This window comes from Micromonospora sp. MH33 (assembly GCF_003013775.1).
Lineage (GTDB): Bacteria > Actinomycetota > Actinomycetes > Mycobacteriales > Micromonosporaceae > Micromonospora > Micromonospora fulviviridis.
Genome location: NZ_MUYZ01000193.1, coordinates 1 through 13235, shown reverse-complemented (window position 1 = coordinate 13235; position 13235 = coordinate 1). Strand labels below are relative to the sequence as shown.

The window sequence follows — 13235 nt, the reverse complement described above, 5'->3', positions numbered from 1 at the left end:
CGGAGACCTCTTCAGCTATCGATCACCGCCACGCCGTGACCTTCACCGGCCACCACGACTTCTGAAACACGCCTTAGTGGCGCAGGCCCCGGCCGACGTTCGTGCCCGGCTCGCCGCGCTCGCCTTGCGGCCGGCGCAGCGCTTCGATGTGCGAGGGATGATGTTCGGCTCGGCCGGGGTGGCGCTGCCGTGGGCCGCCGAGCGTGGTCTCGTCGTCGGCTCCGCGTGGGGCGTCGAGGAGATGCCCCGCGAGGTCGCCCTCGCGCTGCGGGAGGGCTACGTCGCTGCGTTCGACCCGCAGCCGCCGGCCATGCCGACCACCCCAGTCGAGCAAAAGGACGCCGAACGGGAGGCCGCAGCCGCCGCGTCGGAGACCCTCGCCGCAATCACTGCGATTGTCGGAACCATGGGCGGCGGCCCGGTGCCCCTGCTCAAGACGGGCGGTCTCGGCGTACGCGAGCTCCGTCGGATCGCCAAGTCGTCCGGCCAGGACGAGGACCGTACCCGCCTGGCCATCGAACTGCTTGCCGCGGGCGGTCTCACCGAGGCCTCGGACACCGGCCTGGCCCCGTCGGTGGCCTACGACGAGTTCGCCGCCGCCGAACCCGCGGACCAGCTGCTGGACATCGTCGACACCTGGCTGACGATGCCCGCGTGCCCGCTCGCCCCGACCGACTCCACCTCGGTCTCCTCCCGTGTCCTCTACTGGGACGAGAGCGAGGAGATGACTTTGACGGGCTTGCGCGCCTTGACCTTGCGCACTCTCGCCGACGTCTTGCCCGAAGGTCACGCCACCGACCCCGGCCCGCTCGCCGACCGGCTGGCCTGGCAGAGCCCCGTCCTGACCGACCAGGCCGACGAGGATCTGCACCGATACGTCACCGGCATCTGGCGGGAAGCCCACCAGCTCGGTCTGCTCGCCCACGGAACAGTGACCAGCTTCTGCCGTAGCCTGCTGATCGGTGACGCCGACGCGGCTCATCGGCACGCTCAGGCCATGCTGCCCCAGCCCCGTGGCACGGTCCTGTTGCAGAACGACCTCACCGCGGTGGTGACCGGCATCCCCTCGGCCAACCTGCTGGCGCTGCTGGACAGCACGGCCACGCCAGAGTCCCGCAGTGGCGCCTGGACCTGGCGTTTCTCGCTGGCCAGCATCCGCGGCGCGCTCGATGCCGGAAGCGCCCCGGCGGAACTGCTGGCCCGGATCACGGAGGTGGCCGAAGGCGGCCGGGTGCCGCAGACACTCACCTACCTGATCAACGACGTAGCCCGCCGATACGGCCGCGTTCAGGTACGCCCAGCCGGCTGCTGCCTGTGCAGCGACGACGAAACCCTGCTCACCGAGATCCTCAACACCCGCTCGCTGCAGGCCCTGCACCTGGTCCGGCTTGCCCCGACCGTGCTCGCCAGCGCGAAATCGCAGGCCGAAACCCTGGCCGCACTGCGCGCCGCCGGCCACGCCCCGGCCGGCCTCCGCCTCGACGGCAGCCCGGCGATCGAGATCCCGCAACGACGCCGCGCCGATCCATCACCCACCGAGCCCGACCGCGGCGACATGTTTCCCCTGCCACGCCTGAGCGACCCGGCCGACGTCGCGCGGACTCTGCTCGGCAACTGCTGACCCTGCCACCGGACGACCTTGAGCAGTCGGGAGCCGTTTCCCGACCGGCATTGGCCATTCGGGCGAATCGGCCATCCGCCGGCCCGTGTCGATGCATCGGTTGGAGGCCTGGTGACGGCGACGGACATGAGGCACTATGGCCTTCACTGCTGCGCAGCTCAAGCTGGATGGGTACGTGAGTGATGCCCCTGTCTCGTCGCCTGACTATTTCGGCTGTAGTAGCCACGGTCGTCCTCGGCTCGGGGGTGGCCGTCGCCCTCTGGCCCGACAGCGATCCGCCGTACCGTCCGCCGAGCTCGCGCGTGGTCCAGCCGGGCGCGCCGGGCCAACCGGGCAGATCCCTGTCCGGGAACGAGGTGTCGCAGCTCCCGCCGCCCGGGTTCACCGCGGCCGACACCCTGTTCATGGAGGGGATGGTTCCCCATCATGCTCAGGCATTGGCGATGACCGCGCTCCTGCAGGGTCGTACCACCAACCCGGATCTGACGTTGCTCGCCAAACGGATCGAGGTGTCGCAGCGTGACGAGATCACGCGGATGCAGCGGTGGCTTGAGGAGCGGGGCGTGCCGAGCGTGGGGCCGCACACGGGTCATGTCGGGCACGACAAGCTCATGCCCGGGATGCTCACCGGCGAGCAGTTCGACCAGCTCAAGCAGGCGCGCGGTGCGGAGTTCGACCGGCTCTTCCTCACGTTCATGATCCGTCACCACCAGGGGGCGGTGGCGATGGTGGAGGATCTCTACGCGACGGGTGGCGGCCTCGAGCCGGCCACCGACCAGTTCGCCCGTGAGGTCAACGCCGACCAGAGCATCGAGATTCAGCGGATGCAGGGGCTGCTGGCCAGGATGGGCTGACATCCGCGGGGGAGACGCAAAAACTGGAGGGCACCTCGACTCGGATGTTGCGAGTCGAGGTGCCCTTCGGTCAGTGACAGGTCAGAGCGATTCCGCCAGGTCCAGGATCGACCGCTTCAGCGCCTGGTGCTCGGGAGCGCCGAGCTTGTTGGAGATCGCCTGCAACTGCGCGACCGCGGCGGACCGTTTGCCGTCAGCCGCGAATTCCTCAGCCCGCTCCAGGAACTTGTCGACCTGGGACTCCAGTGGGTGACCGATCGCCTTGGCGCGCACGAGCTGGTCGTAGTGCGCACGCGCGACCGCGAAGCTCGGCGTCCAGGTGACCTTCGGCTGGCCCTGGGCGTTGAACTGGCCGAGCTGCACCTGCGAGGCTGCCTGGATTTCCGCCTTCGACAGGTGCTGGCTGGGCGTCAGCTTGAATACGTCGAGGCCGCGGGCGATCTCATTGCCGTAGAGGTTGCCGTTGTACCAGTACGCCGACCAGAATCCGCCGAGCAGGAGCCTGTCCGCGTTGACCGGTCCCCGGTCGAAGTACGCGATCTCGTGCGGGTTGGCTGAGTCGGTGAAGTCGAACACGGAGATGCCGCCCTGGTACCAGGCCTGCATCATGATGTCGCGGCCAGGCACCGGGATCAGCGATCCGTTGTGCGCGACGCAGTTCTCCTGCAGCGTCTGGGGAACCGGCAGCTTGTAGTAGCTGGCGAACTGCATCTTCCGGTCGACGATGTCGAAGATCGCGTTGGCTCCCCACTCCGGCTGGTCGGTGTCACGGCAGCGGGCACCGCTACCGCCGCCCCACTCGTCGGTGAAGATCACCTTGGTGCCGTCGTTGTTGAAGGTCGCCGAGTGCCAGTACGCGAAGTTCGGGTCGGAGACCTCATCGATCCGGCGGGGGTTCGCCGGGTCCGAGATGTCGATCAGGATGCCGTTGCCTTGGCAGGCGCCGGCGGCCAGCCCGATCTCCGGGTACGCGGTGATGTCGTGGCAGGCGTTGGTGTTCGGCGTGGGCGACCAGGTGCTGCCCGACGGGTGTCGCGGCGTCTGCGGCCCGTTCTGCAGGCCGTCGATCCGGCCCGTTTCGGAGTCAACGAAGAGCCTTGGCTGGTTCACGACGGCGGCCTGTGCGGGTGCCGCCACCGGGACCTTGATGACGTCGATCCGCCACCTCGACGGGTTCTCGCCCGTCGCCGGGTTGTTGTTGCAGCCCTCCATCGTCGTCGCCGGCCGCACCGAGGTCGTGCCCGAGACGTAGACGTAGATGTTGTTGGCGTCGTTCGGGTCGGTCACCACGGTGTGCGTGTGCGAGCCGCGGCAGAGCTGGACGGCTGCGACCTGCACCGGGTTGAGCACGTCGCGGATGTCGAAGACCCGGATGCCCTGGAACCGGATGCCGACGTTGGGGTTCGTGCCGCAGTCCACCCGGCCGCGGCTCTCCTCTACCGACGTGAAGAGGAGGTTGCCGTGGACCGACAGGTCACCCTGCCCACCCGGGCACACGACGCTGGTGACGAGCGCCGGGTCGGCGGGTTTGGAGACGTCGACGATGTTGAACCCGTTGTAGTTGCCCAGGAACGCGTACTTGCCGCCAAAGGCGAGGTCCGAGGCGTAGTAGGCGCCGTTACCGGGGTTCGCCGGGTCGACGAAACCCGCCGGCTTGTCGCGGTGCGCCAAGTGCTCCAGATTGCTGATTGCGGACTGTGCGTCGAGCCAGCCGGCACCGAGCCCGATCCGTGGATCGGGCGGCGCAGCCGAAGCCGTCCCGGGCAGCACGCCTACCAGGAGCAACCCTGCGGCCATCAGGCCGAGGGCTCGCCGCCCCCTACCTGACCTAGAACCCAATTGACGTTTCATCTGCCGCCTTCCGAGCGAAGGACCTGACGCGACGTCCGGATGATGGGGCGTCGCGCCGTGTGAGTTGAGTAAGGACCGTACCGTCGATCGGTCATTGGTCAAGGAGTCCGCGGGATATGCATGCATTTGTGTAAGTGAGCCGAATACGCGGCCTCGGCTGGAGGCGTCGCTGGTTGGGCCCAAAGCTGACCGGGACTTGGCCGGCGCTTCACCGCCACCGACCGCTTCCGGTCCCCCTCCTTTCCGTAGCTCTGTCGAGGCGGGGGCATCGGCCTGGCTGGTGCAGGAGGCTGCACATCGGGAGCGGCCGGAGGGCCGCGACAGGCGTAGGAGCTGTTGATCGAATATTCCGCCACTCGTCGGATGATCGGTCTGCAAGCCGCACCGTAGCGTCAGCACCATTCACCTCGCGCCGGTCTGACTACTGAACGTAATCCTCCGGCTTGGGCGCTGCGAATCCGCGTGGCGGGCCGCAACGGCGGTCGGGAATCGGCCTCCTTGCTGTCCTGTCCACCCCCTGAAGGGAGCAGCGGTGCCCCATCTGCGTCTGTCCCGTGGTCGACGCAACGCCGCGTTGCTGTTGTCCACAACGCTTGTCGCGTCCATGACCACGTTGTCCACGAATCCGGCTTGGGCTGATCCTGAAAAGGCTGGCCCGGCTAACCCGATTTTCCTGACCGGCCCCAACGAGGGTGCGCCGAACGAGATCGCCGCCAGCTACCTGCGGGCGCATCCGGCCGACTACGGTGTGCGTGCCATGGACCTGTCGGACCTGGCAGTGGCCTCCAGCTACACCGACCGCCACAACGGGGTGACGCACGTCAACCTGGCGCAGCGGTACAAGAACCTGGAGGTCTTCGACGCGACCGCGACGGTCAACATCGCCCGTGACGGCAGTGTCATCTTCGTCGGTGACACCCTGCTCTCCGGCCTGTCGGACAACAAGGCTTCCGGCGATGCATCGCTGGATGCGGTGGACGCAGTGCATGCGGCCGCAGACGCTCTCGACCTGGCCGATCCGGAGAACCCGCGGGTGATGAGCCGCAGCGGCGGCGCGGCCCAGCGCACCGTCGTATCCGGCAGCGGCATCTCCGATCAGCCGATTCCAGCGAAACTGGGCTGGCAACAGACCGACGACGGACTCCGCCTGGCCTGGCAATTGGTGATCGACGACTCCTCCGACACCCACCTGTGGAACGCCACAATCGACGCCGAGACCGGCAAGCTGCTCAACGCCGACGACTGGACCACCCACGAGGATGTCAAAGAGGTCGCGAGCAACCTGGACCGCAGCGCGCCAGACCGATCGACGACGCTGAACAGCGCCGCCTTCGGCTCACGCAACCCGGTCCAGGATGGGTCGAGCTACCAGGTCTTCGCCGGGCCGGCCGAGAGCCCGAACGACGGGCCGCGCACCCTGGTGACCAACCCGGCTGACGGGACCGCCTCGCCGCACGGCTGGCACGACACGAACGGCGCCTCCGGCGCCGAGCACACCACTACCCAGGGCAACAACGTCCACGCCTACCAGGACCAGGACAACAACAACGCGGCCGACTCCGGCAGCAGCCCGGACGGCGGGGCGAACCTTACCTTCAACTTCCCGCTCAACCTGGACGAGCACGCGCAGAACTACCGGGACGCCGCGAGCGCCAACCTCTTCTACTGGAACAACGTCATCCACGACGTCACCTACCAGTACGGCTTCGATGAGGTGTCGGGGAACTTCCAGGCGAACAACTACGGGCGCGGCGGAAACGGCGGCGACTACGTCCGTGCCGAGGCGGCCGACGGTGGCGGCACCAACAACGCGAACTTCTCCACCCCCGCGGTCGACGGTGGCACCCCGCGAATGCAGATGTACCTCTGGCCGGGCACCCAGTTCGGCAGCCCGAACCAGGTCGTCGTGGACGGCGTAGGCTCGTTCGACGCGTCCTGGTCGCGGTTCTCTCCGGCGCCCTCGGTGGCTGGCCTGCCCGGTCACCGGTTCGTGTACGCCGGCACAGGCTGCACCACGGCGGCGTACCCCGGCACCTTGCCGGCCAGCGCCTGGGTCAGCGTGGTCGACGGCGGTACCACCGCCTGCACCTACCTTCAGCGGGCCCAGGTCGCCCAGTCCGTCGGCGCCAAGGCGGTGGTGATCGCCCACAACGCCAGCGGCAGCGCGCCGGTGCTGACCGGATCAATGACGACCGCGCCGGTCACCATCCCGGCGGTCGCCGTGACCCAGGCCGACGGGAACGCCATCAGGGCTGCCATCATCGCGGGCGATGTCACCGGTTCGGTGCGCAAGCACCCGAACCACCCGGGCATCCGGGACGGTGACTTCGACGCCGGCGTGATCATCCACGAGTACACCCACGGCATCTCCAACCGGCTGACCGGTGGCCCGACGGTCAACTGCCTGACCGGCAACGAGCAGATGGGCGAGGGCTGGAGCGACTTCGTCGCGCTCACCATGCTGCTCGACCCGAAGTTCGACACCGCCGACGGCCAGCGCGGCATGGGACCGTACGTGCTCTTCCAGGACGACCGGCACGGCGGCGGCATCCGGCCGCGACCGTACTCGCGGAACATGGAGATCCAGCCGTTCACCTACGACAGCATCAAGACCGGTGGCTGGCTGAACGGCACCTCCCTGGCCGCGCCGCACGGCATCGGCCACGGCTGGGCCTCCGTGCTGTGGGACATGACCTGGAACCTGATCGACCGGCACGGTTTCAACCCGAACGTCTACGACCCGTGGAACACCGGCGGCAACAATCTGGCTCTGCAGTTGGTCATCGACGGGCTGAAGATGCAGGGCTGTGCCCCCGGCTTCGTCACCGCCCGCAACGCGATCATCGCCTCGGATGCCGCCCTGACCGGTGGTGAGAACGCCTGCATCATCTGGGGTTCGTTCGCCCGCCGCGGTGTCGGCTACAGCGCCGTGCAGGGCACGACCGCCCGTGACGACAACAGCGAGGCGTTCGACACCCACCCGTCCTGCCGTGGGGACTTCATCGGCCGGGCCGCGCAGCCCGCGCTCAACACCGTCATCGCCGGTGACGCCGCGCCGATGAAGTTCAAGCTCGAGACCAACCGTGGCCTGAACATCCTCGCCAGTGGCTCGCCGTACTCCCGGCTGGTCGACTGCGACACCCTCAAGACCGTCAACCCGGACGGGTCGATCACTCCTCGGCCCACCCCGGTCGCTGCTCGCAACCCTGGCGGGTCGCACATGTCGGTCAACGCCAACGGCCAGTACAACTACCCGTGGAAGACCGACGAGGCCTGGGCCGGCACCTGCCGCGAGTTCGTCCTCACCCTCGACAACGGATTCCAGCACCGTGCCTACTTCAAGTTCACCAACTAACTGACCGGTACACCGGCACCAACCGCGGCTGAAGGGAGCGCCCCGATCACGGAACGCTCGGCGTGGCCGGACATGAGGGCTCCACCATCAATACGGATTCTCGCCGACTGATGCCCAGTTTCACATGGGCTGGCCGTTACCTGGCGGTCGATTGACTCGGTGATCAATGCAGGGGTGGCACCTCGGCCGGCGGTGGGGGCTGCCGGCCACGCAAACGGGGCCGGCACGAGACAGTGCCGGCCCCGTTCACCAGCTTCCTCTGGTGACGCCCGCCCTGCTCAACTGCTGCGTGATGAAGCTACGGCATCGTCTGACAGCAGCGGGAGGGCGCTGGTGACAGCAGGACCCGGCGGACGCCTCCCCTGGCGTTGGTGACCGTCAGCGCGGCAGCCGCTTCAGCAGTCCAGAGGCTGACCGCTCGAGGTCATCTCGCCTCACGAGGGCGGATCGGCGAAATCAGCCGGATTGAGATTGAGCGTCGCGAGTATGCCTGAGTGCTGGGCGGTGTCGATGCGGTCCGGCAACTCTCGGTCGACCCAATCGGCCCGGCTGTGTTGGCCGCGGTGGCGCAGGGCCTCAAGGACCTTACCCTTATCGATCTTCATCGTCTGTATCGGCTCTCTTCGCGCACAATGAATCTGGATGCTCTCGGACTCGTCAAACGGCCGCGCAGAGGCGAGCCGTCGGCCGGACGCCCTGCTGAGCAGCACAGGCTGGAGACATGCTGAACGTCAGTGCGGTGCGTCTATTTCGTCGGCGGTAGAGTGCCGGCCGCGCGAAACCCGATTGTCACGATCGGTCTTCGGGGCGTCCAGCCACAACATACCCACGGGCCTGCCCGTGAACCTTTTGCACACCGCTGCCAGGAGAGTTGTCCCGGTGCATCACGGCCGCGGCCGCGTGGCCCGGCCCCGCCGGTCGTCCACCTGATCGGCGTCGTGGCTTGAGCACGCTCGTCAGGTGAAGCTGCGCGTCTTCCGGAGCGCTGCTCACCGGCACCTTGTAGGTCGCCACCCGCTCCAGCCAGTCATGGGGCACGTGGCCCCGGTCCGGATCGCCGACGAGGACCCGACCGCCCTTCGCCGCGACACGGGAAAGGAACGGCAGCATCCGGGCCGCCACCGACGGGTGGTAGAGCGCGTCACCGGTCAACACCACATCCGCGCCGTCACCGTCGCAGTCAAGCAAGTCGCTCGACGACAGGGTCAGGTCGACGCCGTTGGCGTGGGCGTTGGCACTGATTGCCGCGATCGAGTACGGGTCGATGTCGTTGGCGGTGACACCGGCGGCGCCCGCCATCGCCGCGGCGATGGCGACCAGTCCGGAGCCGGAGGCGACGTCGAGGACATGCCGGCCGGCCACCGTGTCCGGGTGATCCAGGATGTAACGCGCGAGAGCCTGCCCGCCGGTCCAGGCCGACGCCCAGAACGGCGGCGGGAGGACGTGCCCCGCCTCGGCTTCGAGCCGGGCCCAGAGGACGATCGCGTCCTCGGCCATGACCAGTCGCACCTCCGGCACCAGCGGCACCGGCGCCAGCCGGAGCCGATCGATGCTGGCTGTCCCGGTCACCCACTCGGGAGCGGACAGCGCGTACAACACCAACGGTTCGAGGCCGGGCACCGTGGCGTCGGAACGAACCATTATTCGCCGGTCCGTGGTCTCAGCCGCCGCCGTGGCGACGGCCGAGGCCTCGCCGCCACGGCTCCGCGGAGTCAACGTCAGACCAGACGGATGTTGGCGGCCTGAAGCCCCTTCTGGCCCTGCTCGACGTCAAACTCGACTCGCTGATTCTCGTCCAAGCTGCGGAATCCGCTCGACGAGATGGCCGAGAAGTGGGCGAAGACGTCAGCGCCGCCGTCATCCTGCGTGATGAAGCCGAAACCCTTGTCCGCGTTGAACCACTTGACTGTACCGAATGCCATGTCTTCTCCTCTGAGTAACTGAAAGGGCCACTTACGGCCCCGGTTGTCGCCGCCGCTCGTCCGGAAGAGCCGGTAAAACAAAAGCGCCTCGCGGGTTGGATACCCACCAGGCGCTGGCAAAGTATGCGACAAACCAAGCTTGCAATCCGCTCACGCTAGCACGGCGCGTCGCCCGCGGTGTCTTGGCTGTCAGCGTTTGGCGCCACGGCACGCGTCACCCACGCCGTACACCGTGGTCATTTGGGGTTAGGATCGGGCGGGCCGGCCGAGCGAAACGGGTCCGGCGCTGCCCCGGCGAGCGGCCGGATCCGCCCCGCTCATCTTCTGCACCCCGACTTGCATCTGTGAGCGGGTGAGTAGCGCGTTGACGCTCAAACTTTGGAGGAACTGTTGACTGATGTGACCACGCCTGACTCAAGTCCCTTCCGTGAAGCACCGCAAGCAAATGTGCCTTTCGACCACGCGCCTGCCGTCGACGTGAGTTCGGCTGCGATGACTCGGCTGCGCACCCCGTTCGATGCCGAGGGTGACGCCGATCGGCAGGGCGTTCCCGTGCCCACCCGTCCTCACCACTAACGACGGCTACACCCGGTACAGCGCGGCGGTCAGCGCCAGGAACACCGGGGCGAAGAGCCCGAACCCGACCACCAGGCCCCGGACGCGTTCGGGTCACCGTTGACGGTCATCACTACCGCCATCGCCGCTACGCAGAGGGCAAGGCAGCCGGTGAGCAGCGCGTACCGCCGCCGCCAGCCGCGTCACGCCAGCCATGCGCTCCGGACTCACGGCTCATGTCGTCGTGGATCAGGGTGGCGAGCTCGGCGCGGCTGCTGGTGCCGAGTTTGGCGGCGGCTCGGTAGAGATGGCCCTCGACGGTCCTGACGGAGACCACCAGTCGAGCGGCGATCTCCCGGTTGGTCATGCCGTGGGCCGCCATCGTGACGATCTCGCGTTCCCGGGTGGTGAGCGGCAGTGGCCGGGCCGCGGCGACCAGCGCGGGAGTGCGGGCGCCGTCGCACAGCTGCGCGAGCCGGTGGGCGCGGGCGGCGGCAGCCTTGGCCGGGCTGGTCTGGTCGTGCCGGGTGTAGGCGGCCGCCGCCTGTGCGGCGCTGTCGGCGGCGGCCAGCAGATCGCCGAGTTGTTCGAGGTGGGCCGAGGCGGCGAGGAGAGCGTCACCGTCGTGGGCGGCGAGCGCGGCGGCCTGCGCCGCAGCGGCCGACGCCCGGGGGCCGCCCACGCGGGTGGCCAGGTCGGCGAGCCGGTCGGCGACCGAGCCGTCACCGAGGCAGACCGCGGTGTGCAGGGCCAGGACCTCGTGTGCGAGCTGTCCCCGGGACGCGGCGACCTCGGCGGCCTCCTGCGCGAGGGCGACCGCCTCGCTCACCGCGCCCTCGGCGGCGGCAACCCACGCTCTGGTCAGCAGCATCTCCGGTTGCAGAACCAGCAGTGCAGGATGCTGCTGTGCCTCCAACTCTTCGAGGGAGCGTCGGGCAGCGACGCGGTCACCGGAAACCGCCAACCCCCGGGTGGCCGACAGTAGGCAGAAATACAGGAACCCCGCGGCGTTACCGGCCCCTTCCAGGCCAGCACGGGCTTCGCGCAGCAACCGCAGAGCTGTGGCCACCTGACCCCGGGCAAGTTCCGCCTCGGCCAGGAGGATGTTGGTGAGCTCGACGGCGAACGCGACACCCTTGGTCGTCTCCCGACACTCCCGTGCGACAGCGTGCGCCTCGTGCAGGCAACCAGCCAAGCGCAGCCCGTGCACCTGCCATCCGGCCATGGGGACACACAGGAACGCCAGCTCGGGCGATCGGGCAGCGGCTATCCGGCCGCTCGCGGCAGCCGGGCCGAGCTCATCGACGCGTCCCAGTGCGGCGAGCGCGGCAACGAGCCCGCAGCTCGCGAGTGTTACCGACTCGTCGGGAAGCCCCGGCCAGGCGAGCGCCGTGGCCCCGGCCTGTGCTGCGCGTGCCGGGTGGCCCAGGCCGGCCTCCAGGTACGCCCGTACCGCGATCAGTTGCAGCCGGGCGGGATCCTCGCGGACCCGGTCCTCGGCCGCGTCAAGGACGGCCGCGGCCTCCGCCGGCCGCTCAGCCAGCCACATCAGGTAATGAACCTGTGCCACGGTTGCCCGGACCCGCTCGGTGTCGGTGCCGGCCAGCGCCGCGAGCGCCGCCAACTCGACCTCGACCTCCGAGTAGCGGCACAGCCCGTTCAGGGCCGCGACGACGGTCATCTGCGCCTGGAAACCACCGCCCGCCGCCACCGCGGCCCGGCCGATCCGCTCGGCCAGCGGCAGGTCGAACAGCTGGACGGCGTACCCGGCGGCCGCGGTGAGCAGCGCTGGGTCGGGTTCGAGGTCGGAGTCGAGGCTGAGCACGGCACGGCGCAACATGTCGTCCGAGCTTCCCCTGCCGGTACGGGCCAACGCGGTCGCGATCCGACCACGCAGTCGGCGGCCCCGCAGCGTGCCGATGCCCGCGCGCCGTACCTCGCCGTAGAGCGGGTGCGCCAGCCGGGTCCGCAGCCCCTGGCCATCCCGTTCCACGCTCACCAATCCGCGCGCCTCGGCCTCCTCCACGGCTGCCGCAGCGGTCACCTGCACCAACAGGCCGGCGTCCAGGGGCTCGCCGAGGGCGAGCACGTCCACCACGTCCCGCACCCGCTTGGACAGCCGGCCCATCCGGGCCTCCACCAGCTCCGCCAGCCCCGGGGTGAGCGCGACATCGCCCGACCAGCGCCACACCCCGCCGACCGCGCGCAGCCGGCCGGCTTCGAGCTCTCCGCTGACCAGGTGCCGTAGGAAGAGTGCGTTACCTCTGGTCAGCGCCGACATACGTGCCACGCTGCCGCTGTCCACCTGGCCGCCCAGCACCGCGTTCAGCAACGCCCCAGTGTCCGGCTCCGACAACGCCGGGACATCCAGCCGTGTCAGATATCCGTCCTTCCACAGGGCGCTCACCGCGTCCGCGACCGGCTCGCCGGTGCGCACCGTGGCGACCAGGGTGACCGCCTTGTGCAGCGCCAGCTGCTGCACCAGCAGCGCCGACAGATCGTCAAGGAGGTGCGCGTCATCCACTCCCACCACGACGTCGCCGCCACCTGCCCCAGCGAGCACAGAGTCGACGCCCTGGCGCAGTAGCTGGGCGGGGTTCTCACCGACGGTGGTGAGCAGTCCCGCGAACGCGCCCAACGGCAAGGCGCGCGCCGACGCGGTGGCGACCACCCATCGGGTCGCCACTCTCTGCTCGGCCGCCCTGGCCAGCGCTTCTCGAGCCAACCGGGTTTTGCCCACCCCGGCCGCCCCGGCCAGCACCACGCCTTTCACCCCGCCGGGCCGCCGGATCGCCTGGTCGATCGACCGGAGCTCTTCGACGCGGCCGGTCAACGGCCACCTCTGGCCTGCGTCCGGACCGTACAAGCCACACCTTGACCTTCCCCGAGCCGTGCAGCTGATCGGGCGGCTCGCCCGCATGCTGTGGCCGTTACCTCTCAGTGCACTCTAGTGAGCACACGATCGGTAGTCTCGCCTTGCGGTGAGACGGTCCCGGTCTGACCCGCGGTGGCGGTGCCGGGTTCACGCTTCACTGCCACCTGCCCGCGTACGCGGGTCTTCTGGTCGGCTCCACGTG

At 69.0% G+C, this 13235-nt stretch carries 7 protein-coding genes and 1 pseudogene; 3 read left to right on the top strand and 5 right to left on the bottom strand.

Going from position 1 to position 13235, the window contains the following annotated elements:
* Positions 1 to 76: 76 nt before the first annotated feature.
* Both B0E53_RS24580 and B0E53_RS24575 read left to right on the top strand, forming a co-directional pair.
* Positions 77 to 1621, top strand: coding sequence for a helicase-associated domain-containing protein (locus B0E53_RS24580; protein WP_107078215.1), 1545 nt, complete (start codon positions 77 to 79; stop codon positions 1619 to 1621).
* 245 nt (positions 1622 to 1866) lie between these two features.
* Positions 1867 to 2475 carry a DUF305 domain-containing protein gene (locus B0E53_RS24575; RefSeq protein ID WP_168215398.1) on the top strand — a complete coding sequence of 203 codons (609 nt, stop codon included), beginning with the start codon at positions 1867 to 1869 and terminating at the stop codon, positions 2473 to 2475.
* A gap of 81 nt (positions 2476 to 2556) precedes the next feature.
* On the opposite strand, the gene B0E53_RS24570 is transcribed toward B0E53_RS24575, so the two are convergent.
* Positions 2557 to 4509 carry a hypothetical protein gene (locus B0E53_RS24570; protein WP_246835571.1) on the bottom strand — a complete coding sequence of 651 codons (1953 nt, stop codon included), beginning with the start codon at positions 4507 to 4509 and terminating at the stop codon, positions 2557 to 2559.
* Positions 4510 to 5083: 574 nt separating this feature from the next.
* On the opposite strand from B0E53_RS24570, the gene B0E53_RS24565 reads away from it, so the two are divergent.
* The gene (locus B0E53_RS24565; RefSeq protein ID WP_246835570.1) at positions 5084 to 7681 is read left to right on the top strand and encodes a M36 family metallopeptidase; all 2598 of its coding nucleotides are present in this window, start codon (positions 5084 to 5086) and stop codon (positions 7679 to 7681) included.
* 434 nt (positions 7682 to 8115) lie between these two features.
* Here the strand turns inward: B0E53_RS24565 and B0E53_RS37825 are convergent, their stop codons facing one another.
* The 4 genes and pseudogenes from B0E53_RS37825 to B0E53_RS24545 all read right to left on the bottom strand — a co-directional run bounded on the left by B0E53_RS37825 (position 8116) and on the right by B0E53_RS24545 (position 12991).
* Positions 8116 to 8286 carry a hypothetical protein gene (locus tag B0E53_RS37825; RefSeq protein WP_168215397.1) on the bottom strand — a complete coding sequence of 57 codons (171 nt, stop codon included), beginning with the start codon at positions 8284 to 8286 and terminating at the stop codon, positions 8116 to 8118.
* 391 nt (positions 8287 to 8677) lie between these two features.
* Positions 8678 to 9280: pseudogene (locus B0E53_RS24555) on the bottom strand (50S ribosomal protein L11 methyltransferase); the annotation flags it as partial.
* Between the two features lie 119 nt (positions 9281 to 9399).
* The gene (locus B0E53_RS24550; protein WP_107078210.1) at positions 9400 to 9603 is read right to left on the bottom strand and encodes a cold-shock protein; all 204 of its coding nucleotides are present in this window, start codon (positions 9601 to 9603) and stop codon (positions 9400 to 9402) included.
* 703 nt (positions 9604 to 10306) lie between these two features.
* Positions 10307 to 12991 carry a LuxR family transcriptional regulator gene (locus B0E53_RS24545; RefSeq protein WP_210406197.1) on the bottom strand — a complete coding sequence of 895 codons (2685 nt, stop codon included), beginning with the start codon at positions 12989 to 12991 and terminating at the stop codon, positions 10307 to 10309.
* Between the last annotated feature and the right edge of the window lie 244 nt (positions 12992 to 13235).